This window comes from Candidatus Omnitrophota bacterium, assembly GCA_028712255.1.
In the GTDB taxonomy this organism is placed as follows: domain Bacteria; phylum Omnitrophota; class Gorgyraeia; order Gygaellales; family Profunditerraquicolaceae; genus UBA6249.
In genome coordinates this window covers 1-24,455 of record JAQTQJ010000009.1, presented here as the reverse complement: position 1 = coordinate 24,455, position 24,455 = coordinate 1, and the positions used below count along the sequence as shown (strand labels likewise).

Here is a 24,455-nt window from a genome sequence, read left to right as displayed (position 1 = left end):
TTATGGCTTCCTTCTTTTAACGATAAATTTATTAGAATATTTATTTCGGTTCCTAGTGCGATAACCTTTGGTAGGCTTACCCCAAGGAGTAACAGGATGCGGATTACCTTGCCCACTCTTGCCTTCTCCTCCACCGTGAGGATGATCAAATGGATTCATTACTACTCCTCTTACTGAAGGTTTGATTCCTAACCAGCGGCTTTTACCTGCTTTTCCTAAAATAATGGCATCGTGGTCAATATTACCAATTTGCCCGATAGTAGCATGACAATCTAGGCTTACTAACCTTACTTCACCGCTTGGCAATCGAACATGGGCCATATCAGACTCTTTTGCCATAATCTGAGCGCTAGTTCCTGCACCACGGACAATTTGTGCACCCTTGCCCTTAGATAATTCAATATTATGAATCAGTGTTCCGGAAGGAATATTGCGTAAAAGAAGGCAATTACCAGGTTTAATTTCAATGTCTTTCTGGTCGCTGGCAACAACAATATCCCCTACATTAAGGCCAAGCGGGGCAATAATATATCTCTTTTGTTTATCAGGATATTCAACTAAAGAAATCCTGGCTGATCGATTCGGATCATATTCAATAGCTAGAACCTTTGCCGGTTGGTCGAGGTTATCGCGTTTAAAATCAATTAAACGCAACATACGCTTATGTCCGCCGCCAATATGCCTAGTAGTAATACGCCCATAAGAATTTCTTCCCCCCGTTTTTTTTAAGGGGACCAACAATGAACGCTCCGGTTTTGTCTTGGTGATCTCGGCAAAATCCGGCCCGCTCATATGCCTGCGGCTTGGTGTAGTCGGCTTGAATTTAATAAGACCCATCTTATGCTACCTCTATTTTTTGTCCGGCCGCCAAAGTAACCACAGCCTTCTTGGTATCAGATGTACGCCCTAACTGATGCCTTACTCTTTTTAACTTCCCAATTGAAACAAATGTATTAACATCCTTTACTTTGACTTTATAAAGCACTTCAACTGCTTTTTTAATTTCAATCTTGTTGGCAGCATTATCTACCAGAAAAAGATATTTACCACCAGGCAAATAAGTACTAGATTTTTCAGTTTGTAAAAGCGCTTTAATTATAGAATCCAACCGAGCCATTATTTTAACCTCTTTGTAAGAAGCCCCAATCCCTCTTTAGTAATAAGCAGTTTTTGGTTGTTCATTACTTCATAAGCATGGCAATCAGAAGCCAAATCTACAGTCAAAAAATTAATATTCTTCAAAGCTGTCTTTAATTTGCTGTCTAGCTTATGCGTTAGAAATAAAACCTTTTTTATCTTTTTTTCTTTTGCTGAGAATAATTTTAAATTACTTAAAACATTAACTGCTTCTTTAGTCTTGGGCAATTCGATTTTAAAATCATCCAGCACCATAAAGTTGTTTTCTTTTAACTTAAGATTCAAACTGGTTTTTAAAGCCAGGGCCTTGATTTTCTGAGGAACATCATAAGAAAAATCACGCGGATGTGGCCCAAAGACTACGCCTCCATGCCTCCAAAGCGGAGAACGAGTAGAACCTACGCGGGCACGCCCTGTACCTTTTTGTTTCCAGGGTTTCTTACCGCCACCGGAAACTTCGCCGCGGGTTTTAGTAGAAGCTAATCCTTTTCTTTGATTAGCCCTATAACCCTCAATGGCTTGATGCAAACTATCGGTATTTTGGCTGCCATCAAAGATCTTCGCGTCCAGCTCAATCGTTTCAACTTCTTTCCCTTGAATATTATATACAGATAATTTAAACATATTATTTCTTTACCGCTACTTTCTTTGCCTTTTTCTTCAAGGCTTTAGTAACCACTAAATACCCGTTCTTGTGACCGGGAACCCCTCCTTCAACCAACAGAAGGTTATTAGCTAAATCTACTTTGATTACTTTTAAGTTCTGTACCGTTACATTTTGTGCACCCATATGCCCTGGCATATGATGCCCGCGAAATACACGGCCAGGAGTGGTGCTAGAACCAATAGAACCGACTCGACGATGTGAAGTAGAACCATGCGTCCTGGGCCCACCCTTCCAATGCCAACGTTTCATACCTCCCTGAAAACTTTTTCCAATAGAAATTCCGCTTACATCTACAAAATCACCTTCCGCAAAAAGATCAACCCTAAGTTCATTACCAACCTTATATTCAACATTAGCCTCTTTTGTAATATCTTTGATTACTTTACGAGGAGTTATATTTAATTTTTTATAAAGGCCTAACTGCGGTTTTTTCAAACTCTTTTCCCTTGCTAAATCAAAACCCAGCTGAATAAACTTGCCCATAACCATAAGTATCGGACAAGGCCCAGCCTCGATAGCAGTAACGCCAACCTGGCTATTATCTGCAGTAAACACTTGAGTCATTCCAATTTTTTTACCAATCAATCCAATCATTTATTTATCCGTTTTTGATTTATTACTTGATTTCTACGTCCACCCCTGCAGGAAGGTTTAATTTCCTTAACGAATCGATGGTCTTGGCTGTGGGTTCAAAGATGTCAATAAGGCGTTTATGGGTAGATAAATCAAACTGTTCCCGCGATTTTTTGTCAACGTGCGGGGAACGCAGTACCGTGTAAATTTCCCTTTTAGTAGGAAGCGGTACGGGGCCGGAAATCTTGGCCCCGGTACGCTTAACGGTATCCACAATTTCAATTACTGCCTGATCCAAGAGGCGATGATCATAGGCTTTTAACTTAATACGAATCTTTTGTGTATTCATTATTTATGCAATAACCTCAGTAACTACTCCTGCTCCAACAGTGTGGCCACCTTCGCGAATAGCAAAACGCGATTCTTTTTCAATGGCAACCGGAATAATCAACTCAACTTCCAAATCCACGTTATCTCCAGGCATAACCATTTCAACACCGGTAGGAAGAATAGCTGTTCCGGTTACATCGGTAGTACGGAAATAAAACTGTGGACGATATCCTTTAAAAAATGGAGTATGTCTTCCGCCTTCCTCTTTGGTTAAAATGTAAACCTTGGCTTTAAATTTTGTATGAGGTAGAATAGATTTAGGAGCCGCAATTACCATTCCACGCTCAACATCATTCTTTTCTATACCTCTTAAAAGTAAACCAACATTATCTCCGGCTTGCCCTTCATCTAAAAGTTTACGGAACATTTCAATTCCGGTAACCACCGACTTCTTGGGCAAATCCCTCAAACCGATAAGCTCAACTTCCTCTCCAACCTTAACTTTGCCACGTTCGATTCTTCCGGTAGCAACAGTACCTCTACCTTCAATACTGAAAACATCTTCAACTGCCATAAGCAAAGGTTTATCTAACTCCCTAGGAGGAAGAGGAATAAACTCATCAACTGCTTTCATCAAATCCATAATACACTTAGCGTCTGCTCCATTAGGATCAGTTGCGGAATAAGCTTTATTGGCACTACCACGGATAATCGGAGTTTTATCTCCTGGGTATCCATATTTGGTTAAAAGATCTCTTATTTCCATTTCAACTAGATCCAAAAGTTCTTTATCATCCACCAAATCAACCTTGTTCATGAACACGACCATTGCAGGTACATTTACCTGCCGCGCTAAAAGTATGTGCTCGCGAGTCTGAGGCATCGGGCCATCTGCTGCTGAAACAACTAAAATTGCTCCGTCCATCTGAGCAGCCCCGGTAATCATATTCTTAATGTAATCGGCGTGCCCCGGACAATCGATATGTGCATAGTGACGTGCGGCAGTTTCGTACTCAACGTGCGCAACTGAAATCGTAACAACTTTTGTCTCATCTCTAACCGTACCACCTTTAGCAATATCTGCATAATCTCTGGCTGTAGCTTGCCCAAGTTTTGATAAAACATTACAAATGGCAGCAGTAAGTGTGGTTTTACCATGATCAATATGTCCAATGGTTCCGATATTTACATGCGGCTTACTTCTTACAAATTTTTCTTTAGCCATATCTTTTATCCTCCTTGCCCCTAAGGGCACACCCGCGCAATTCCTTATAAGCGCGGGGTGTGTTATTAAAAAGTTTTTCTTTCTTTTGTATTTGTTGAACCTTGAATAACTTTTTCCGCTACATGTGCTGGAACTTCGCTGTAGAAGGAAGGTTCCATTGTATACGAAGCACGGCCTTGTGTCAAGGATCTTGTTACTGTTGCGTAATTAAAAACTTCCGACAGTGGAACATTCGCTCGGATAGTACGCAAATTTAATCTCTGGCCAAGGGCAATTATTTTTGCTCGCCTACTGCTTAGATCGCCGATAATCTGCCCCATAAATTCTTCAGGCACGACGACCTCAATATCCATAATCGGTTCCAATAGAACAGGATTTGCTCTTTTCATTCCGTCCTGAAAAGCAATGGATCCTGCCATTTTAAATGCTAATTCTGATGAATCGACCTCATGGAATGATCCATCAATCAAAACAACTTTTACGTCGGTAACCGGATATCCTGCTAATACTCCGTTTTTAACAGCACCCATTACTCCCTGTTTTACCGCAGGAATAAATTCACGCGGAATTGCGCCACTTTTAATTTTATCTTCAAATGTAATACCGGTTCCCGGGGTCTCTTGCGGGCTCATTTCAATAACGCAATGCCCGTATTGGCCACGGCCACCCGATTGTGAAATAAATTTTCCAACACTAGAAACACTCTTTCTAATCGTCTCACGATAAGCAACCTGTGGAGCGCCGACTGTAGCCTCAACATTAAATTCTCGTAAAATTCTATCGACGATAATTTCCAAATGTAGCTGTCCCATTCCAGCAATAAGGGTTTGGCCAGTTTCCTGATTATAGGTAACCCTAAATGATGGATCTTCATCTTCCAGTTTATGCATCGCCATGCCCAATTTTTCCTGGGCATCTTTTGATTTAGGTTCAATCGCCTGCTGAATAACCGGATCAGGAAAACGCATAGCCTCAACCAGAATAGGATTCTTTTCGGTACAAAGAGTATCCCCGGTTTTTGTATCTTTTAAACCTACCAAAGCAGCAATGTCACCCGTAGAAAGGCTATCAGTTATCTCCTGGTGATTAGCGTGTAATTTAACAATTTTAGTAACACGTTCTCTTTCCCTCTTTGAAGCATTATAAATATAAGTTCCTGAAGTAAGTATTCCGGAATACATCCTTACAAAAAATATTTTTCCGACAAAAGGATCAGTTGCTACCTTAAAACATAAAGCAGTGAAAGGAGAACTATCATCAGCTTTAATTTCTTCAAATTCCCCAGAATCAGGATTGGTACCTTTTACCGGGGGAACATCAATCGGCGAAGGAAGATAATCTTTTACCGCGTCTAAAACCATCTGCACGCCTTTATTCTTAAAAGCTGAGCCGCAAAGCACCGGCACAAATTTATTTACAATTACTGCTCTACGAATTGCTGCCTTCAACTGCTCATTAGTAACAACTTTGCCTTGTAAATAAACCTCCATAATTAAATCATCAGCTTCGGCGACTTTTTCAACCAAAACCAAACGGTATTTTTCAAAATCGGCAATCATATCCTCTGAAAGATCTTTTATCACAAACTCTTTTCCTAATTCATCTTCGTAATGAATAAACTTTTTTTCAACCAGATCAATCAAGCCGTTAAAACCTGTTTCTTTGCCGACGGGAAGCTGAATCGGCGCGACATTTGCACCTAATCTTTCATGCATCTGATCAACGGCCGCAAAAAAATCGGCTCCTGTTCGATCCATTTTATTAACAAAAGCAATTCTAGGGACTCCATAACGGTCTGCCTGACGCCAAACGGTTTCTGATTGTGGTTCAACTCCGCCGACTCCACAAAAAACAACCACTGCCCCGTCTAAAACTTTTAATGATCTCTCTACTTCGATAGTAAAATCTACGTGGCCTGGGGTATCGATTAAGTTAATAGTTATATCTTTCCATTTACAGGTAGTAGCAGCGGCAGTAATAGTAATCCCTCTTTCCTGCTCCTGAACCATCCAATCCATAGTAGCTGCCCCGTCATGCACTTCGCCGATTTTATAATTTTTACCCGTGTAAAATAAAACATGTTCACTAGTTGTAGTTTTTCCGGCGTCAATATGGGCAATTATCCCAATGTTCCTAATTTTATCTAATGGTATCTTCCTCATAGTTTACCAGCGGAAATGCGCATAGGCTTTATTAGATTCAGCCATTTTATGCGTATCATCTCTCTTTTTAATTGCCGATCCTTCTCCCTTATAGGCTGCGATAATTTCTTCCGCCAATTTTTGCTGCATAGGTTTACCTTTTTTATTTTGAGCAAAATCCCGAAGCCAGCGCAATGCTATAGAAGTACCACGTTCCTGCCTTACTTCTATAGGCACCTGATAGGTTGCTCCACCCACCCTGCGCGGTTTTACTTCCAGGCGTGGCCGGGCATTATCCAATGCCTTATAAAACACCTTTAAGATATCTTGCTCATTTAGATTTTTGAGCACAATATCAAAAGCGCTATAAACCAATCTTTCAGCTATAGCTTTTTTTCCATCAACCATAACCATATTCATAAATTTGGCTATTATCTTACTGTTATATTTAGGATCCGCTAGAATAACTTTTTCCTGTGCTTTTCTTCTTCTCATCGATTATCCTTTATTGCGTTAAATTCTATATAAGTTTAAGCTGCCTTCGGTCTCTTTGCTCCATATTTAGAGCGGCCTCTCCTACGTGCGTTAACACCAGAAGCATCCAACGTACCTCTTACAATATGGTAACGAACACCCGGTAAATCTTTAACCCTTCCTCCTCTAACCATAACAATGGAGTGTTCCTGAAGATTATGCCCTTCTCCAGGAATATAAGCGGTAACCTCTAAGCCAGTAGTAAGCCTAACCCTGGCAATTTTTCTTAAAGCTGAGTTAGGTTTCTTAGGCGTCATAGTACGCACCTGAATACATACCCCTCTTCTCTGGGGGCAAGCTTTTAAAGCAGGAGATTTACTTTTCTTCTTTTTGGAGATCCTACCAAATCTAATCAGTTGCGCAATTGTGGGCATAATTTATTCCTTTTCTTCCTTTTTTTCTTGGGCATTTTCAGCGCCTATTTTTACTACTTCGATATCACGGTGAGCCTTAAATCCTGTACCTGCAGGAATTAAGTGCCCTACAATAACATTCTCCTTTAAACCAAATAATTCGTCTTTTTTACCGCTTGTGGCGGCTTCAGTTAAAACACGTGTAGTTTCCTGAAAACTGGCTGCAGAAATAAAACTCTCAGTGGTAAGAGAAGCTTTGGTTATACCCAAAAGAAGAGGCGTTGCCTGAGCCGGCCGGGCACCTTTCTTAATTACACGGGTATTTTCTTTCTGGAACACCCACTTGTCTACCTGTTGAGTGGCAAGAAATTCGGTATCACCCGGATCTTCAACTCTTACTTTTTTGAGCATTTGGCGAATGATTACCTCAATATGCTTATCATTAATACGCACGCCCTGTAAACGATAAACTTCCTGAACCTCATTCACCAAGTATTCCTGTAAAACCTTATCACCGCAAACACTTAAAATATCCTGTAAAACTACCGGGCCATCAGTAAGCTGTTGTCCTGCAGTAACCTTATCCCCTTTATAAACATTCGGATGTTTCCCATGAGGAATAATGTATTCCCTGGACATACCAGTAGCAGATTTAACGACTATAACACGCTGATTTTTCTTGGTTTCACCAAATTCTATGAATCCGTCGATTTCACTGATAACCGCAGGGTCTTTCGGGCGCCTTGCCTCAAAAAGCTCAGCTACGCGCGGAAGGCCTCCGGTAATATCGCGAGTTTTAACTACGGTGCGTGGAATCTTTGCAAGAAGGTCTCCACCGCCCACCTGATCACCATCTTTGACAATAATGTGGGCACCGATTGGAATTGGATAGATACCTAAAACTTCTTTTTTATCATCCAGGATAACTACCTGTGGATGGTATTCCGGTTTATGCTCAACCACAACCCTCTCAATTAATTTTGTAACCGGATTTATTTCTTCGCGCATAGTGACATTCTCGCGCAGGTCTTCAAAACGCACTAACCCTGCCACTTCAGTAAGTACCGGCAAAGTATACGGATCCCAATGCACAAAAGAAGTACCTTTTGTAACAACCTTTCCATCCTCAATAAGAATAAACGCGCCTTGCGGAAGCGGGTAACGTTCAAGCTCCCTTCCCTGTGCATCATTGACACTGATAGCGCCATTTCTATTTAAAACAACATATTCTTTATTTTTAAGTGTAACCCTTAAAGAATGGTATTTGATTATACCTTCATTCTTAGCTTTAATAAACGACTGCTCGATAGTCCTGGAGGCCGTACCACCGATATGAAAAGTTCTCATAGTCAACTGCGTACCGGGTTCACCAATACTCTGGGCTGCCACAACTCCAACTGCTTCCCCTAACTCAATCAATCTACCAGTAGATAAATTACGGCCATAACATTTAGCACAAACTCCCCGGCCTGATTCACAAGTTAAAACACTGCGGATACGGATTTTTTCAATTCCTAATTTTTCTATCCTATCGGTTTTTTCTTCGGTTATTTCGCTGCCTTGCTCAACAATTACCTCATCGGTAATAATATCAACCACGTTGTCCAAAGCGACTCTTCCGATAATCCTATCCTTCAAACCTACAACCTCTTCATCCCCTTCTACAATCGCCGAAACAGTAATACCATTAAGCGTTCCGCAATCTTCTTCGCAAACAATTACCTCTTGAGCAACATCTACAAGCCTGCGGGTTAAATATCCAGCATCTGCAGTTTTTAACGCGGTATCTGCCAATCCTTTTCGCGCACCGTGAGTAGAAATAAAATACTCCAGGACATTTAAGCCTTCACGGAAATTTGCCGTAATAGGATTTTCGATAATTTCACCGCTTGGTTTAGCCATAAGCCCACGCATACCGGCAAGCTGCCTAACCTGCAGGCGCGAACCACGAGCACCGCTATCTGCCATCATAAAAATAGGATTAAATGAATCCATCCCCTTGAATAAAAGATCGGAAATTTTATCTGTGGCATGCGTCCAAATATCAATTACTTTTGATTTACGCTCACTATCGGTAATAATACCTTTACGGTATTGATCTTCAACACGAGCTACCTCTTCCTTTGACTCCTTTAAAACTTGTGGTTTATCTACCGGAACAGTCATATCGTCGATACCGATAGAAATTCCTCCCAGGGTACCCATTTCAAAACCCAATCTCTTAATATCATCAAGTAACTTGATAGTTGTAGTATGCCCAAACCTCTTATAGCAACTAACTACAATATCACTAACCCTGCTTTTATTCAGGTCACAATTAACAAATCCAAACTCTGGCGGTAAAACCTGATTAAACAATACCCTACCGACAGTGGTAGTAACCAGCTGTTTACCATCGATAGCCTTTTTCTGATCGAAATTATATAAACTCATTACCCGAATCTTGATTTTAGCATGCAGCTGCGCTGCTTTATCATCATAAGCCATCAAAACTTCATCGCTACTTGAAAAAATCTTACCCTCGCCAAGGGCACCTGCTTTTTCACGGCTCAAATATGCCATACCTAAAATTATATCCTGAGTAGGAGAAATTACGGGACGCCCGTCTGCAGGAGAAAATATGTTATTTATGGCCATGATAAGAACCTTGGTCTCTAACTGTGATTCCAGAGACAACGGTACATGCACGGCCATTTGGTCTCCGTCAAAGTCCGCATTAAAAGCAGTACAAACTAAAGGGTGAATTTTTATTGATTTTCCTTCGATTAATAATGGTTGGAATGCTTGAATCCCTAAACGGTGCAAGGTAGGAGCACGATTTAGCATAATCGGATGGTCTTTAATTACTTCATCCAGAATATCCCAGACCTCGATCTTACCGCGCTCAACCATGCGTCGTGCGCCTTTAATCGTATGTACAAAACCTTTTTCTCTTAATTTTTTAATGATGAAAGGCTCGAATAACTCTAAGGCCATTTGTTTAGGAAGGCCGCATTCATGCAATTTTAACTCAGGCCCCACGACGATAACTGAACGCCCCGAATAATCAACGCGTTTACCAAGAAGATTCTGGCGGAATCTTCCTTGCTTTCCCTTAAGCATGTCGGAAAGAGATTTTAACGGGCGGTTATTTGCGCCATTAACAGCCTTACCATGGCGGCCATTGTCCAAAAGCGCATCTACTGCCTCCTGAAGCATGCGTTTTTCATTACGGATAATAATTTCAGGGGCGCTTAATTCCATTAATTTCTTTAATCGGTTATTGCGGTTAATTACCCTACGATATAAATCATTGAGATCACTTGTGGCAAATCTTCCACCCTCTAAGGGGACTAGGGGGCGTAAATCCGGAGGAATTACCGGTACGATTTCTAAAATCATCCATTCCGGTTTATTTCCACTTTTCTTAAAATCTTCAACAATCTTTAAACTTTTAATGGCTTTGCGATTATTTAAAACATCTTTGGATTTTTCTAAATCTTTCCTTAATTTACGGCAGACAATATCTAAGTCTAGTTCTTTTAAAAGCTCGGCTATTGCTTCAGCACCGATCTTAGCTTTAAAATTTGAACCGTACTTGCTTAATGCTTCCTGGTATTGTTCATCGGTAAGCATTTCTCTCTTCTTTAATGGCGTAGTTCCCGGATCAACCACAACATATTCTTCATAATAAATAATTCTTTCCAAATCCCTCAATCCGATATCTAAGAGAGCGCTCATTCTACTGGGTACTGCCTTGAAAAACCAGATATGCGTAACCGGTGTAGCTAAATCGATATGGCCCATACGTTCACGCCTGACACTTGAACGATCAACCGTTACTCCGCAACGATCGCAGGTGATACCTTTGAATTTTATCCCTTTATATTTACCGCAATTACATTCCCAATCACGCACCGGCCCAAAAATCTTTTCACAAAATAAACCATCTTTTTCCGGCTTAAGCGTACGGTAATTAATAGTTTCTGCTTTTTTAACATCACCCTTAGACCAGGATTTAATCACCTGAGGGCTGGCAATCTTAATTGAAATACTATCAAAAGATACGATCTCTTCCATTATTTAGCCTTTTCTGTTCTGATATCAAGGCATAAGCCTTGGAGTTCTTTGATTAAAACATTAAATGACTCTGGTGTCCCGTGAGTTAAACGCTGTTCGCCCTTAACAATCGCTTCATAAATACGCGTTCTGCCGCTCACATCGTCGCTCTTAACCGTAAGCATTTCCTGAAGAGTAAATGCCGCCCCGTATGCTTCAAGGGCCCAAACTTCCATTTCCCCTAACCTCTGGCCACCAAATTGCGCTTTTCCTCCCAATGGCTGCTGAGTAACCAAAGAATAAGGGCCGATAGAACGTGCATGAATTTTTTCGTCAACTAAATGAATAAGCTTTAGAATATACATGTACCCTACGGTAACCTTTTGATCAAACGGCTCTCCCGTATAACCATCATGAAGAGTAATCTTGCCATCCTCCGGTAAATTTGCTTTTTTAAGCAGCTCTTTAATCTCAAATTCTTTAGCACCGTCAAAAACAGGACAGCTAACATTTATACCTAATGCCTTAGCTGCCCAACCTAAATGGCATTCCAAAATCTGGCCTACGTTCATACGTGAAGGCACACCCAGTGGATTCAAAACTACATCTACCGGAGTACCATCGGGCATATAAGGCATATTTTCCTCAGGAATAATCCTGGCAACTACACCTTTATTCCCATGGCGCCCAGCGAGCTTATCACCTTCAGAGAGTTTACGTTTTGTGGCAACATAAACCACAACCCTTTTTAAAATACCTGTAGGTAGTTCATCTCCGCGGCGTACCTTCTCAATCTCTTGTTCCTCTTCACCCAATAACTCCTGCATCTGCTCATCAAAAGATGCGGCTAAAATTTTGGCCTCTTCATTCTCACTTAAATCAAACTTCTCAACTTTTTTCTTATCTATACCCAAAACCTGAGAAAGACGTAAAGTCTTTTCAGTCTGTAAAAATTCAATCTCCTGCTTATAATAAGCTTTTAATTCGCGGATTTTAGCTAGTTCCTTGGCCTTTTCTTCTTTAGTTTTACGGCCGCGATCTTTACGCGCAAATACATGCACATCAATAACTATACCTTCAACTCCGGGAGGGACAATTAACGAGGTATCACGAACATCCCCTGCCTTCTCACCGAATATCGCTCGCAGCAATCTTTCTTCGGGACTAGGCTCAGAATCGGTCTTGGGGGTAATCTTACCAACTAAAATATCCCCAGCTCCAACCTCAGCCCCTACACGTATAATTCCATCCTCATCGAGATTTCTTAAAGCATCCTCACTGACATTAGGAATATCACGCGTTATCTCTTCATTACCAAGCCTAGTTTCAGCAGCCTCGATTTCAAACTCTTCAATATGTATAGAGGTAAAAGTATCCTGCTTAACTAATCTTTCACTGATAAGGATAGCATCTTCAAAGTTGTAACCTCTCCAAGGCATCAAAGCAACTAAAACGTTCTTACCTAAAGCCAACTCCCCTTCTTTAGTGGCAATACCATCTGCAATTGCCTGGCCCGCTTCTATACGATCACCTAATTTTACCAGCGGACGCTGATTTATAGAAGTATCAGCATTAGTACGTAAAAATTTCTTAAGATGATAAATTTTCTTGCCAACGGTTATTGCCGAAGCATCAACGCTAGTTACCTTACCGGAGTCCTCAGCGATAACTACTGTTCCAGAATCCTGCGCAACTTTGGCCTCCATATCAGTACCTACTAAAGGCGCCTCAGTAATCATAAGCGGCACAGCTTGTCTTTGCATGTTTGACCCCATCAACGCGCGGTTTGCATCATCATGCTCTAAAAATGGAATTAATGAAGCTGCAACAGAAACCAGCTGTTTTGCAGAAACATCCATATATTGCACATCTTTTGCCGGTACTTTTGGAAAATCATCTTTGTAACGACAAGTAACAAATTTATCGACAAAATAACCTTCAGCATCCAGCGGAACATCAGCCTGAGCAATAAACTTATCCTCTTCGATATCCGCGGTTAAATACTCAGACTTTTTAGTCACTCTTCCATCTTCTACCTTGCGATATGGAGTCTCTATTAAGCCTAAAGAGTTAATACGCGCAAAACAACTTAAAGATGCGATTAAACCGATATTCGGGCCTTCTGGAGTTTCAATAGGGCATACTCTTCCGTAATGTGAAGGATGAATATCTCTAACTTCAAAACCTGCCCTTTCACGCGAAAGCCCTCCTGGACCCAATGCACTTAAACGACGCTTATGCGTCATCTCTGCCAAAGGATTAATCTGATCCATAAATTGGGAAAGCTGGCTGCGTCCAAAAAAATCACGAATCTGATTAGACAAAAGCTTAGAATTAATCAGGTAATGGACATTTAAATTATCAAACTCACCTAAAATACTTAATCTCTCTTTGATTGAACGCTCTACGCGGGAAAGGCCAATACGCACCTGGTTTTGCACCAGTTCTCCGACACTTTTTACGCGGCGATTACCTAAATGGTCAATGTCATCAATTTTACCTGTGCCGCTATTGAGTTTTATCAAATATTCAATAACTTTAATTACGGTATCAGAATCAAGAATCCTTTTCTCTAAAGATACCTCCATGCCTAATTTACGGTTTAAAATAAAACGTCCCGCGCGTTCTAAATCATAACGGGCCGGATCAAAAAATAGTCTATAAAACAGGTTTTCAGCTGCCTCTTTAGTTACCGGTTCCGTAGGCCGCATTTTACGGTAAAAATCAAGATAGGCTTCTTCTTTATTCTTTGTGTAATCTTTTTTTAGGGTATTAACAATCTCCGGATGCTCTTTACCGAAAGCAGCAAATATCTGGCTATCTTCGGAGAAACCAAGGATTCTTAAAATTTGTGTCGCGGGAAAATTCCTACGGCGGTCAACATAAGCAGTAACTGTTTCGGTAAGGTCGTATTTAAATTCAAGCCATGCTCCTCGATAAGGAATAACCCTGCCGTAAAAAATTTTCTTTCCTGTGGGATGTAATTCTTCTTCAAAAGATACACCAGGAGAACGCTGAAGTTGACTAACTACTACACGCTCATCACCGTTAATAATAAAAGTACCGGTTTCTGTCATCAAAGGAATCTCGCCGAAATAAGCATCCTGCTCTTTTGTTTCATGTGGTGTAGTTAAGCGGAATTTCACCTTTAGTGGAGCAGCATAAGTTAATGAGCGATTTTTGGATTCGCCCATCGTATATTTGGGCTTCCCAAAGGAGTAGCTAATAAATTCTAACTTAACTGAACGATCGGTATTTTCTATAGGGAAGATTTCACCAAAAACTTCCTGTAGGCCCTGATTCTTTTTTTCAGCTGCAGGCACATCCATCTGTAGAAATTCACGATAAGTATCTAACTGAACATCTAAAAGATCTGGCAAATCATAAACTTCTTTAATCTTTGCAAAATTTTTTCGTTTAATCATTATTTTTTAAGGCCGACCTTGAGCCTACTTAACTAAACTTACTTTTATTTACTCATACTTACTTATAATTACTAATTTAGAATCAATTAAAGTTACTTAAGCTTACTTATACTTACTTTAATTCTACGGTTGCGCCAGCTGCTTCTAATTTCTTTTTCATTTCCGCAGCCTCATCTTTAGTGGCGCCTTCCTTGATCGGTTTAGGAGCAGCATCTACTAGATCTTTGGCTTCTTTCAAACCCAGATTAGTAATAGTGCGTACTTCCTTAATTACTGCGATCTTGTTTGCACCAGCGCTAGTTAAGACTACCGTAAAGGCAGTTTTTTCTTCAGCAGCAGGAGCAGCAGCCCCGGCAGCAGCAGGAGCAGCAGCCATCGGCATATTCGCGCTTACACCAAATTTCTCTTCCAGCGCTTTGACTAAATCAGAAAGCTCCAGAACACTCATCGTCTCAATTGACTTGATTAAATCTTCCAATTTTGCAGTTGCCATTTCTTCCTCCTTGTGTACAAACACAACATCAACGCCTAAACGCTGAGTGCATTTGTTCGTTAATTTGGTTTCTTCTGTTTAATTTGATCCAGACAATAAACAAACTTCTTTATTGTCTGATTCAAAACGATCGCTAATTTTAAAATTGGCCCATTTAAAACCACAACCACCTTAGCCCTCAACACATCCTTAGACGGCAGAGTACTCATTACTTCGATATCTTTTAAGGTCAATAATTTTTCCTGCAATAATCCGCCTTCTAATACGAGCTTCTCATGGTCTTTGCGGAATGCACATAATATCTTAGAAACATCTACTGGTTCATCTTTAAAAAAGATCATTCCACAGGGGCTCTCAATAGATTTAAGCAAATCCTCAAGGCCTAATTCTTTCATCGCCCTTTTAGCGATGCTATTTTTAACCACGAAAAGTTCAGACCCTGAAACTTTAAGCGTTTTCCTTAAAGTACTCATATCCGGGCTACTTACTCCAGAGTATTTTATAATGATTAGACCTTTGGATAACTTAAAACTTTCCTTTATCCGGCTCTCTGAAGCTTCCTTAATTACTTGGCCTATTTTTTTCATATTAGCAAATGATTTTAAATCCTGGATTCATGGAAGTAGTTATACTTAAACTTTTTACAAATTTACCTTTTACTGAAGCCGGCCTAGACTCATTAACCGCCTCAATTACCTTAGAGGCATTATCATTTATCTGGCCCTCGTCAAAAGAAATCTTTCCTATAGATAAATGCATTCCGCCCTGTTTGTCCACGCGGAATTCGACTTTTCCTTTCCTTACATCTTCAATAGCTTTTGAAATATCATTGGTAACTGTGCCAGTTTTAGGGCTAGGCATCAGGCCTCTCGGGCCTAAAACTTTACCCAATTTACTTAAATCTTTCATCATCTCCGGAGTAGCTATAGCACAATCAAAATCAAGAAAACCGGCGGCAACCTTATCCATCAACTCCGTGCCTCCCACATAGTCAGCCTTTGATTCTCTGGCCTGGCGTTCATGCTCGCCTTTACAAAATACCGCAACCCGTACCTTTTTACCCGTACCATGCGGAAGCACAACTGTACCGCGAATCATTTGATCACTTTTTTTAGTATCCACACCTAGATTAAAATGCAAATCGACTGAACCATCAAATTTTGGCTTGGGAAGTTTTTTTAATATAGTAACAGCCTCTTTTAATTGATAAAATTTTTCCGGCTGTACCTGTTTAATCGATTCTTTATATCTCTTGCTCTGCGTCTTCATTTTTTATCCTTCAATAGCAATGCCCATACTACGGGCAGTTCCTTCGATACTTTTTATTGCCTGAGCCATATTATTTGTATTTAAATCCGCAAGTTTTAACTTAGCAATTTCTTCAATCTGTTTCTTGGTTACCTTGCCAATAGTCTCTTTTCCAGTTATCCCTGAAGCTTTAGCTAAGTTCGCCGCTCTTTTCAATAGAATAGATGACGGCGGGCTCTTTATTATAAAGGTAAAAGTCCTGTCTTCAAAAACACTGATGACTACCGGCAAAATTAAACCATCCCTGCCCTTAGTCTGATCGTTGAATTGTTTACAGAACTGCATAATATTAACACCATGCTGGCCTAATGCCGGGCCAACCGGAGGCGCTGGATTTGCCTGCGCTGCAGGGACATGTAACTTAATCTGTGCTTTGATTGCTTTTGCCATAATTATACCTTTTCAACCTGCCAGTATTCTAACTCTACAGGCGTAGAACGCCCAAAAATAGAAACACTCACTTTAACCTTGCCTTTTTCAGGATATACCTCTTCAATTGTACCGTTGAAATTCAAAAATGGCCCTTCATTAACTCGAACCTGTTCACCTTTTTCAAAGATTATCTTAGGAGAAGGCTTAGCGGCAGTTTCTTTGGTACGCTTGAGAATATTATCTACCTCTTCCTGAGGAAGAGGCACAGGTTTTCTTCCTAATCCTATAAAACCTGTAACTCCAGGAGAATTCTTAACAAAAAGATATGTCTTTTCGCTTAAATCCATCTGAACCAATAAATATCCGGGGAAAAACTTCCTCTGAGAAATCTTCTTTTTTCCGGCGCGTATTTCAGAAACCTGTTCGGTAGGAATGACGACACTTAAGATTAAATCCTGCAAACCTTCAGCTTGAATCTTCTTTTCTAAGGATGTTTTTACCTTCTCTTCAATTCCAGTCTGCGTATGCACAACGTACCAATTCTTCACCCCGTAATTCTCCTCTGTTTAGTTACACACCAATTGCATATCTCAATATTCATATTGCAATTAATCTGGGGGTTCATTTAAAGACCACACTTAGAAATCTGGATAAAACCAGATCAACTATCCCAATAAAAATTGTCATAATCAACGTAACGGTAATTACTAAAACTGTTGAAGCCAATAGTTCTTTTCTTGTCGACCAGGCAACTTTGCTTAATTCACTTCTTACTTCATTTATAAAATTAACTGGTTTTGCTAAAATATTCATAATTTTTAAAAACTTTTTTCCTAAAACCAACAGACTACAGGAGCGGCAGGACTTGCCCGCCACAGATCTTTGGCGGGTCCGCCTCCGGCGGAAACCTGCATAACATTTTTATGCCGCTCTTACTTTCCAAATCAACAGGAGCGGCAGGACTTGAACCTGCAGTCACGGTTTTGGAGACCGTTGGTTTGCCATTAACCGACGCCCCTAGATCAATTATTTAATCTCTTTATGCGGGGTATGCTTATGACAAGAATTACAGAACTTGCTAAGCTCTAGCCTGTCCTGATGCAATTTTTTATTCTTTGACGTCGTATAATTTCTATTTTTACAAACCGTACATTCTAAAGTTATTGTTTCGCGCATATTATTTTAATGTTGTAATCCTTCGCTCCGCAAGGCGGGACTCAGGATAAATTTTCCGCACTTTGCGGCTATTTTAGATCCCTCGTCGCTGTCGCTCCTCGGAATTAAATTTCCACTTAAGCTTCGGAAATTTAAGCTGGAGACGAGAATTGAACTCGTGACCCCGTCCTTACCAAGGACGTGCTCTGCCAACTGAGCTACTCCAGCAATAATGGATTCGCTTTCGTCACGCAGCCAAAATTTAAAAAAAACCTAAAGCCCAAGAAATAATTCAAATTCTTTCTTCGGTAATAAAAACCAGTTTGGAACTACTATTAAGCTTGATAATCGTGAAAGTAAAAGAGTTTATAACAAAAAGGCATGCTTGTCAAGATATTTTTTGACTTTTTTTCGCTAAGCCGGCAAACTGCTCCAAAGAAAGATCTTCCGGCCGCACATTTTTATCAATACCGGATTCTTCCAAAAACTCCTCCAACACTTCTTGTAAAACAGAACCACCCAAACTATTCCTTAAGGTCTTTCTTCTCTGGCCAAAAGCTGTCCTGATTAATTTAAAAAACATTTCTTCATTATCTATCTGGACTAAAGGCTTATCTCTAAACTCCAGGGATAAAAAACAGGAATCGACCTTCGGGCTTGGTTTGAAACAACCCTTCTTGATCTCAAAAAGAATTTTTCCGGAAACATAATATTGCACAAAACAACTAAAAGAACTGTACTCCTTTGAGCCAGGCCCAGCAACAACTCTTCGTCCAAACTCTTTCTGTACAGTCATAAAAACTACACTGATATTATCCCTGTACTTGATAAGATGCTCAATAATCGGACTAGATATATAATATGGAATATTGCCGATAATTTTTATCTTTTGTCTTATTCCATTATCTTGAAAGAATTTATTTATATTGAATTTTAATATATCATTCTTAATAAGTTGGCAATTATTGTAAACGCTTAAATTCTGCTCAAGGTATGGATAAAGGCGTTGATCAATTTCAAGAGCATAAATCTTCTTTACGTAAGGAGCAATAATCCTGCTAAGATCGCCAAAACCTGCGCCTATCTCCAAAACAATATCTTCATTAGCCAAGCCACAGGCGTTAATTATTTTTTTCTGTATATTTTTATCTATAAGGAAATTCTGGCCTAAGCTTTTCTTCGGTTTAATGTGCATTTAATCGCAAGCTCTATAGCGCAAACTAACGAACTGGGATTGCTATTTTGAGGTTTTTGGGCAATATCAAAAGCGGTGCCATGCAATGGAGAAGTGCGCACAAAAGGCAACCCTAAAGTAAGATTTACTCCACTGTTAAAATCCGTTAATTTTAAAGGGATAAGCGCCTGATCATGATAGGCTGCAATTATACAATCAAATTTTCTTTTGACCGCCTCAGATATTGCTATATCAGCGCCAATTGGGCCCTCTATAGTTATATTCCTGATTTTTTTTCTTAAATCCCTAACCACAGGAATAATTATATTGTTCTCCTCTTTACCGATTAGACCATTATCCGAGGCATGCGGATTAACCCCACAGACAATCAACTTTGGTTTTTTTATCAAAAATAAATGCCTTAGCCCACTAATAGTACCCAGGATATTATTGACTAAACTCTCTCTGCTCAACTGCGTACAAACTCTATTTAAAGCAACATGCCGGGTAACCAAGCTAAATTTTAATTTATCATTAAGTAACATCATTACTAAATTCCTGCTCTGAGTCTTCTTACCCAGATATTCTGTGTGGCCAGAGAATCCTCCATTTACCAAATTAACTGCTTCTTTTGAAATTGGACAAGTTACCAGGCAATCGATTTTATTTTGCTTTAACAGTTCTAGGGCTGTATCCAGATATTCCAAAGAAGCCAAACCATTTTGCGCATTCAAGCTGCCGAATACAAATCCTTTTTCCTTAACATTGTTTGAATCAATCAATTTATAAGACAAGGAAGCAAGATTTAAAATTTTAGCTGCTTTAGTTAATACAAATCTGTCTCCAATAACCGTAAAATCTGCCTTAGCTTTTAATATTTTAAGCGCCTTTAAGGTGATAGCCGGGCCGATACCTGAAGGGTCGCCTATGGTAAGAGCAACTCTAATTTTCGAGGATTTTGATATATGATTGTTTTTTAAGCTCATCTAGCCATTTAACCATCTCTTCCTGCATCTTCTTCTCAAACAAATAAGACTGTATTTTATCCTGCGCCTGACCCAAGCTCAATTGCTGGCCTACGACAATATCATCTAACTTAAAGATATAAAACTTCTGATCTATGCGGACCGGATCGGAAACCTCTTTTACACCTAACTTAAATACTGTATCTTCGATTTCACTTCGCAATTCCTGGCCTTTTAAAGCAGAAAGTTTATCAGTAGTAAATGAATATCTTCCGGCAAGCTCCTCTATTTTAGTTCCCAGGCGCAGTTGATAACTTAAAGTTTTAGCTGTATCTTCGTCGAGTGAAATAATAACCAACAGAATTCTCTCTTCCGGTTTTAAAAAGTCCTTCTTATTTTGATTAAAAAAGCTGGTAATTTCATCTGGCCAAACCACCACTTTACTACGGACCTTCTGCTCAACAATACTATACATAAGCATCTGTTCACGAATTTTATTCTCTAAATCTGCCTGCACCAAACCTTGCTTTGCTAAATCCCGCTCAAATTCCGATTCCGTAGGATAACGCTTTTTTATTTCATTAATTTTTGATTTAATCTTATCCGGATCAATAATTATTTTTTCATTTTTGGCCTGGTCAAGTATTAATTTATCTTCAATCAAACGCTGTAATAAATCCTGTTTCATTGTCCCAATCTTCTCCTCCAAAACTTTGCCTTTAAACTGCCGTGAATATTGCATACGCATAAAATTCGAGAAGTCATCAAGATCTTTTTGTGTAATAATCTCGTTACTAACTATTGCCACTACCTTATCTAGCGCCCAAAGGCTGGGAACAGAAAAAGAAATAAAAATTGCAAAAATAAAAAAACTAATTATTGATCGTTTCATTAAAAACACCTGCTTTCTTAAAATTAACCACTGCTTCTTTAAGTAAACGGCAATAAAGATCAAACCCCACGGCAGCAATATAACCATGTTGCTCCTGTCCTAAAAGGTTGCCTGCGCCGCGAATCTCTAGGTCCTGCATAGCAATATTAAAACCCGCGCCCAGCTCAGTATATTCCTCTATCGCCTGAAGCCGTTTCTTGGCAATAGACTCTAAAGCTACATTATGAGGAATCATAAAATATGCATAAGCAGTCCGATTAAACCTACCTACCCTGCCACGTAATTGATGCAGATCGGATAAGCCAAACATGTGTGCGTTATTTACAATAATGGTATTGGCATTGGGTATATCAATCCCAGACTCAATAATCATCGTAGAAACTAAAACGTCGATCTTGCCGCAGATAAAATCAGACATTATTTGCTCAAGTTGCGCAGATTGCATTTGTCCGTGGGCAATGGCTATACGCACACTTTGAGGCAGGCCCTTTACAATCTTATTCCTGATTTTTTCCAGGCCGAGAATACGATTATGTAAGAAAAATACCTGGCCTCCCCTTGCCAGCTCACGATTAATAGCTTGGTTTACTAAATCAGCGTCATATTCTACCACAACAGTTTTTATTGGCAACCTATTTTGAGGAGGAGTATTAATTACAGAAAAATCTTTGGCCCCCATCAAGCTCATGTATAATGTGCGCGGAATTGGAGTAGCCGTTAAAACCAAAACATCAGTCGTGGTTTTAAGTTTTTTCAGTTTTTCCTTGGCTTTAACGCCAAAACGCTGCTCTTCATCTACGATAACTAGTCCTAAATCCTTAAAAACTACGTCATCCGAAAGCATCCTATGCGTACCAATAACAATATCAACGCTCCCACAAGCTAATCCCTTAATAATCTGTTTCTGTTGAGAAACAGTCCTAAAACGAGAAAGCATCTCTATATTAACCGGAAAATTAGTTAGCCGGCCAGTGAAATTCTTATAATGCTGTTCGGCTAAAATAGTTGTTGGGACAAGATAAGCCACCTGCTTATTGTCCATAACCGACTTAAATGCTGCCCGCATGGCTACTTCGGTCTTTCCATAGCCTACATCCCCGCAAAGCAACCGATCCATAGGCTTAATGGACTCCATATCATCCTTAACCTCCCTGGTTGCCTTAATCTGGTCAGGCGTTTCTTCGTATGGAAATGTCTTTTCAAAATCAGCCTGCCAATCGGTATCTGTGGAAAATTTAAACCCACGCCCGGCAAGGCGCATAGCCTGCAAACTCAGCAATTCCCAGGCTAATCTCTGGATGCCTTTGCGGGTACGCGCCTTTACATGCTCCCATTCCTTGCTCCCCAAACGATAAAGCTTAGGCCTACCTGCGTGAAAAGCAATATACTTTTGTACCAGGTGCATTGAATCAGTAGGAACATAAAGCTTTTCACTACAATCATACTCAATTACTAAATGGTCCTTAAAAACTCCTCTTACCTTAATTTTTTGTATGCCCTGAAACTTTCCTATTCCATGCTGGTTATGCACTACAAAATCACCAACATTTAAATCTACAAAATTCTTTAAAGGAAACTCCTCACTGAATACGTTACTCCTACCTTTTAAGGATTTTTTGTATGGCAAAATAATAACAATATTATGCAGCCAAAGAGCTTCTCCAGTAACAGGATTAAACGATTTAATGGAAATTATTTTTTCATTATCTAACTCAATTCGAATGGGTAACTCAAAAGAAACCGGGAATATATCAATAATGGAGCCTCGAAAGCTAAAATCGCCTTCTGCGTAAACTAATTCCTGCCGCTTATAACCAAAACCAATCAAGGTTTCAGCTAAATATTCCAGGCAGATTTCCTGATTAAAGTATAATTTGAGAGATTTAAATAACATATAAAGAGAGAAAAAAATGGGACCGTTTCTATTTTTCTAAATTAAATCGGAGAAAAATAGAAACGGTCCCATTTTTTCTTTTTAGATTCCCACTTTCGTGGGAATGACGCGAAGAAAAAGAATATGGTCGTCCCCATTTTTTTATTTAGAGCCTTTGCGGCTCCAGGCAAGAACTAATGGCGAAGCAATATAAACTGTAGAATAAGCTCCACAGAAAAAACCTATTAGCAGGGCAAATGAAAAGTTACCGAGTATCTCGCCACCGTATAGAAAGATTGCCAAGACGCATAGCAAGGTAACTCCAGTAGTAAGAATTGTACGGCCCAAACATTGATTCACGCTTAAGTTTATTAATTCATAAGGGTTCAATTTACGGTAAAGCTTGGCATTTTCTCTGACTCGATCATAAACAACGATTGTATCATTTATAGAATAACCGGCAATAGTCAGAAAGGCAGTAACACTTAAAAGATCTATCTGTTTTCCGGTCAAAGAAAGCACGCCTAAGGCTACTAAAACATCATGCAAAAGAGCAATAATACCGGCAATTGCAAAATTAAAATGCTTAAACCTAAAAGCAACATAAATAAGGATACCGGCTAGCGACCAGACAAGCGCAAGCACCGCTTTATCCCTTAAATGTTTTCCTGCTACAGGGCCAACACGTTCAATCCTTAAAACCTGAATATTATCTTCAGGGAAACTTTGCGCAAGCTTCTCAGTCAACATTTTATTTTTGTCTTCGGAGGTTCTAATCAACAGAACGTTAGGGTTATCTTTAAATTGCTGTATTGAAGCATTTTTAAGATTGATCTCATCTAAAATTTTTCTAACTTTATCAACAGATGGCGCACTTTTAAACATATACTCCTGGAGCTGGCCTCCGGAAAAATCTATTCCATAGGCCTTATTACCTTTCATAAAGAATGAGGCTAACCCCACCACAGTTATCCCAATAGAAAGCGCATAAAAAATCTTTCTTTTGCTGATAAAATCTATTTTTGTGTCTTTAATCAACCTTAACATCGGTAATGATTTCAAAATTCCCGAGCCTAAAAGAAGTTCAAATATTACCCTGGTTACAACGATAGCGGTAAATATACTGGCAATTAAACCGATAGTTAAAGTAACCGCAAAACCTCTTATGGGACCAGTGCCAAATTGAAACAAGAGAAAAGCAGCAATTAGAGTGGTAATATTTGAATCAAATATGGCGCTAAATGCGCGGTCATATCCATTGGTTATTGCCAGGCGTAAGCTTCTTCCTGCGCCCAACTCTTCTCTTATACGCTCATTAATAAGAACATTGGCATCCACTGCCATGCCTAAAGAAAGAGCTATGCCGGCGATACCTGGTAATGTTAAAGTAGCAGATATGCCAGGAAATATTAAAGGAAGCATTCCCAATGATCCTAAAATTATCAGTAAGTTAAGAAATAATGCAATATCAGCAATAAGGCCGGCTAAAAGATAATAAATAGCCATAAAAATAAAAACCAAGCTAATACCAATAACACAGGCCTTAACTCCCTTATTTATCGAATCCTGCCCCAGCAATGGTCCAATGGTTCGCTCCTCTTCAATATGCATAGGAGCTGGTAGTGCTCCCACTCTCAAAACTAAAGCTAAATCCTGAGCTGTTTGCACATCAAATCGTCCGCTGATTACCGCCTCACCTGAGGGAATTGCCTCTCTAATCCGCGGAGCTGATTGAACTTACCATCCAAAACAATCGCCAAGCGTTTACCTATATTAGCGGCAGTCACTTCAGCAAATTTT

The 24,455-nt window shown here is 39.7% G+C and carries 23 protein-coding genes, 2 tRNA genes and 1 pseudogene; all 26 read right to left on the bottom strand.

Translation table 11 applies throughout. From position 1 onward, the window contains the following. The gene (gene rplB, locus PHC29_05315) at window positions 1–837 is read right to left on the bottom strand and encodes a 50S ribosomal protein L2 (GenBank protein ID MDD5108907.1); all 837 of its coding nucleotides are present in this window, start codon (window positions 835–837) and stop codon (window positions 1–3) included. A gap of 1 nt (window position 838) precedes the next feature. After that, window positions 839–1,117: a 50S ribosomal protein L23 gene (rplW, locus tag PHC29_05310; protein MDD5108906.1), complete on the bottom strand. Its 279-nt coding sequence runs from the start codon at window positions 1,115–1,117 to the stop codon at window positions 839–841. After that, window positions 1,117–1,761: a 50S ribosomal protein L4 gene (rplD, locus tag PHC29_05305; protein MDD5108905.1), complete on the bottom strand. Its 645-nt coding sequence runs from the start codon at window positions 1,759–1,761 to the stop codon at window positions 1,117–1,119. Before rplD ends, rplW begins: the two co-directional genes overlap by 1 nt. Before the next feature lies 1 nt (window position 1,762). After that, complete coding sequence (gene rplC, locus PHC29_05300; protein ID MDD5108904.1) at window positions 1,763–2,398, bottom strand: 50S ribosomal protein L3; 636 nt, start codon at window positions 2,396–2,398, stop codon at window positions 1,763–1,765. A 22-nt stretch (window positions 2,399–2,420) separates the two neighbouring features. Further along, entirely contained in the window at window positions 2,421–2,726 is a 306-nt protein-coding gene (gene rpsJ / locus PHC29_05295) for a 30S ribosomal protein S10 (protein ID MDD5108903.1), read from the bottom strand. A gap of 3 nt (window positions 2,727–2,729) precedes the next feature. Continuing rightward, entirely contained in the window at window positions 2,730–3,932 is a 1,203-nt protein-coding gene (gene tuf / locus PHC29_05290) for an elongation factor Tu (GenBank protein MDD5108902.1), read from the bottom strand. A gap of 65 nt (window positions 3,933–3,997) precedes the next feature. Next, a complete protein-coding gene (gene fusA, locus PHC29_05285; GenBank protein MDD5108901.1) occupies window positions 3,998–6,094 on the bottom strand; it encodes an elongation factor G in 2,097 nt (698 codons plus the stop codon). A gap of 3 nt (window positions 6,095–6,097) precedes the next feature. Then, a complete protein-coding gene (gene rpsG, locus PHC29_05280) occupies window positions 6,098–6,568 on the bottom strand; it encodes a 30S ribosomal protein S7 (GenBank protein MDD5108900.1) in 471 nt (156 codons plus the stop codon). A gap of 35 nt (window positions 6,569–6,603) precedes the next feature. Beyond that, on the bottom strand, window positions 6,604–6,981 hold the full coding sequence (rpsL, locus tag PHC29_05275) for a 30S ribosomal protein S12 (protein ID MDD5108899.1): 378 nt from the start codon (window positions 6,979–6,981) through the stop codon (window positions 6,604–6,606). A 3-nt stretch (window positions 6,982–6,984) separates the two neighbouring features. Then, window positions 6,985–11,019 (bottom strand): DNA-directed RNA polymerase subunit beta', encoded by a 4,035-nt coding sequence (gene rpoC / locus PHC29_05270; protein ID MDD5108898.1) that lies wholly within the window; start codon window positions 11,017–11,019, stop codon window positions 6,985–6,987. Beyond that, window positions 11,019–14,423, bottom strand: coding sequence for a DNA-directed RNA polymerase subunit beta (gene rpoB / locus PHC29_05265; protein MDD5108897.1), 3,405 nt, complete (start codon window positions 14,421–14,423; stop codon window positions 11,019–11,021). Before rpoB ends, rpoC begins: the two co-directional genes overlap by 1 nt. Before the next feature lie 112 nt (window positions 14,424–14,535). Beyond that, window positions 14,536–14,916: a 50S ribosomal protein L7/L12 gene (gene rplL, locus PHC29_05260; GenBank protein ID MDD5108896.1), complete on the bottom strand. Its 381-nt coding sequence runs from the start codon at window positions 14,914–14,916 to the stop codon at window positions 14,536–14,538. A 59-nt stretch (window positions 14,917–14,975) separates the two neighbouring features. Next, complete coding sequence (rplJ, locus tag PHC29_05255; GenBank protein MDD5108895.1) at window positions 14,976–15,503, bottom strand: 50S ribosomal protein L10; 528 nt, start codon at window positions 15,501–15,503, stop codon at window positions 14,976–14,978. 1 nt (window position 15,504) lies between these two features. After that, window positions 15,505–16,185 carry a 50S ribosomal protein L1 gene (rplA, locus tag PHC29_05250; protein MDD5108894.1) on the bottom strand — a complete coding sequence of 227 codons (681 nt, stop codon included), beginning with the start codon at window positions 16,183–16,185 and terminating at the stop codon, window positions 15,505–15,507. A 3-nt stretch (window positions 16,186–16,188) separates the two neighbouring features. Further along, window positions 16,189–16,614: a 50S ribosomal protein L11 gene (rplK, locus tag PHC29_05245; protein ID MDD5108893.1), complete on the bottom strand. Its 426-nt coding sequence runs from the start codon at window positions 16,612–16,614 to the stop codon at window positions 16,189–16,191. A gap of 2 nt (window positions 16,615–16,616) precedes the next feature. Next, complete coding sequence (gene nusG / locus PHC29_05240) at window positions 16,617–17,144, bottom strand: transcription termination/antitermination protein NusG (GenBank protein ID MDD5108892.1); 528 nt, start codon at window positions 17,142–17,144, stop codon at window positions 16,617–16,619. 73 nt (window positions 17,145–17,217) lie between these two features. Further along, window positions 17,218–17,439, bottom strand: a complete 222-nt coding sequence (secE, locus tag PHC29_05235) for a preprotein translocase subunit SecE (protein ID MDD5108891.1) — start codon at window positions 17,437–17,439, stop codon at window positions 17,218–17,220. A gap of 105 nt (window positions 17,440–17,544) precedes the next feature. Continuing rightward, a tRNA-Trp gene (locus PHC29_05230) sits at window positions 17,545–17,615 on the bottom strand. 7 nt (window positions 17,616–17,622) lie between these two features. Beyond that, window positions 17,623–17,772: a 50S ribosomal protein L33 gene (rpmG, locus tag PHC29_05225; protein ID MDD5108890.1), complete on the bottom strand. Its 150-nt coding sequence runs from the start codon at window positions 17,770–17,772 to the stop codon at window positions 17,623–17,625. Window positions 17,773–17,906: 134 nt separating this feature from the next. Further along, window positions 17,907–17,979, bottom strand: a tRNA-Thr gene (locus tag PHC29_05220). 160 nt (window positions 17,980–18,139) lie between these two features. Continuing rightward, window positions 18,140–18,946, bottom strand: coding sequence for a 16S rRNA (adenine(1518)-N(6)/adenine(1519)-N(6))-dimethyltransferase RsmA (rsmA, locus tag PHC29_05215; protein ID MDD5108889.1), 807 nt, complete (start codon window positions 18,944–18,946; stop codon window positions 18,140–18,142). Next, window positions 18,919–19,911, bottom strand: a complete 993-nt coding sequence (pdxA, locus tag PHC29_05210) for a 4-hydroxythreonine-4-phosphate dehydrogenase PdxA (protein MDD5108888.1) — start codon at window positions 19,909–19,911, stop codon at window positions 18,919–18,921. Before pdxA ends, rsmA begins: the two co-directional genes overlap by 28 nt. Beyond that, complete coding sequence (locus PHC29_05205) at window positions 19,868–20,782, bottom strand: SurA N-terminal domain-containing protein (GenBank protein MDD5108887.1); 915 nt, start codon at window positions 20,780–20,782, stop codon at window positions 19,868–19,870. The genes pdxA and PHC29_05205 overlap by 44 nt, the downstream gene beginning before the upstream one ends. Then, a complete protein-coding gene (gene mfd, locus PHC29_05200; GenBank protein MDD5108886.1) occupies window positions 20,763–22,676 on the bottom strand; it encodes a transcription-repair coupling factor in 1,914 nt (637 codons plus the stop codon). Before mfd ends, PHC29_05205 begins: the two co-directional genes overlap by 20 nt. Before the next feature lie 141 nt (window positions 22,677–22,817). Next, entirely contained in the window at window positions 22,818–23,702 is an 885-nt protein-coding gene (secF, locus tag PHC29_05195; protein MDD5108885.1) for a protein translocase subunit SecF, read from the bottom strand. A gap of 54 nt (window positions 23,703–23,756) precedes the next feature. Next, window positions 23,757–24,377 (bottom strand): annotated as a pseudogene (gene secD, locus PHC29_05190) (protein translocase subunit SecD). Between the last annotated feature and the right edge of the window lie 78 nt (window positions 24,378–24,455).

Excerpts from the sequence above, each read along its gene's own strand:
- rpmG (MDD5108890.1), bottom strand. The coding sequence starts at position 17,772 with ATGCGCGAAACAATAACTTTAGAATGTACGGTTTGTAAAAATAGAAAT.
- mfd (MDD5108886.1), bottom strand. The coding sequence starts at position 22,676 with ATGTTATTTAAATCTCTCAAATTATACTTTAATCAGGAAATCTGCCTG.
- tuf (MDD5108902.1), bottom strand. The coding sequence starts at position 3,932 with ATGGCTAAAGAAAAATTTGTAAGAAGTAAGCCGCATGTAAATATCGGA.
- rsmA (MDD5108889.1), bottom strand. The coding sequence starts at position 18,946 with ATGCACATTAAACCGAAGAAAAGCTTAGGCCAGAATTTCCTTATAGAT.
- rpoC (MDD5108898.1), bottom strand. The coding sequence starts at position 11,019 with ATGGAAGAGATCGTATCTTTTGATAGTATTTCAATTAAGATTGCCAGC.
- rplK (MDD5108893.1), bottom strand. The coding sequence starts at position 16,614 with ATGGCAAAAGCAATCAAAGCACAGATTAAGTTACATGTCCCTGCAGCG.
- rplW (MDD5108906.1), bottom strand. The coding sequence starts at position 1,117 with ATGGCTCGGTTGGATTCTATAATTAAAGCGCTTTTACAAACTGAAAAA.
- pdxA (MDD5108888.1), bottom strand. The coding sequence starts at position 19,911 with ATGAGCTTAAAAAACAATCATATATCAAAATCCTCGAAAATTAGAGTT.
- rpsJ (MDD5108903.1), bottom strand. The coding sequence starts at position 2,726 with ATGAATACACAAAAGATTCGTATTAAGTTAAAAGCCTATGATCATCGC.
- rplL (MDD5108896.1), bottom strand. The coding sequence starts at position 14,916 with ATGGCAACTGCAAAATTGGAAGATTTAATCAAGTCAATTGAGACGATG.
- fusA (MDD5108901.1), bottom strand. The coding sequence starts at position 6,094 with ATGAGGAAGATACCATTAGATAAAATTAGGAACATTGGGATAATTGCC.
- secF (MDD5108885.1), bottom strand. The coding sequence starts at position 23,702 with ATGTTAAGGTTGATTAAAGACACAAAAATAGATTTTATCAGCAAAAGA.
- rplD (MDD5108905.1), bottom strand. The coding sequence starts at position 1,761 with ATGTTTAAATTATCTGTATATAATATTCAAGGGAAAGAAGTTGAAACG.
- rplB (MDD5108907.1), bottom strand. The coding sequence starts at position 837 with ATGGGTCTTATTAAATTCAAGCCGACTACACCAAGCCGCAGGCATATG.
- rpsG (MDD5108900.1), bottom strand. The coding sequence starts at position 6,568 with ATGAGAAGAAGAAAAGCACAGGAAAAAGTTATTCTAGCGGATCCTAAA.
- rpoB (MDD5108897.1), bottom strand. The coding sequence starts at position 14,423 with ATGATTAAACGAAAAAATTTTGCAAAGATTAAAGAAGTTTATGATTTG.
- PHC29_05205 (MDD5108887.1), bottom strand. The coding sequence starts at position 20,782 with ATGAAACGATCAATAATTAGTTTTTTTATTTTTGCAATTTTTATTTCT.
- rplA (MDD5108894.1), bottom strand. The coding sequence starts at position 16,185 with ATGAAGACGCAGAGCAAGAGATATAAAGAATCGATTAAACAGGTACAG.
- rpsL (MDD5108899.1), bottom strand. The coding sequence starts at position 6,981 with ATGCCCACAATTGCGCAACTGATTAGATTTGGTAGGATCTCCAAAAAG.
- rplC (MDD5108904.1), bottom strand. The coding sequence starts at position 2,398 with ATGATTGGATTGATTGGTAAAAAAATTGGAATGACTCAAGTGTTTACT.
- rplJ (MDD5108895.1), bottom strand. The coding sequence starts at position 15,503 with ATGAAAAAAATAGGCCAAGTAATTAAGGAAGCTTCAGAGAGCCGGATA.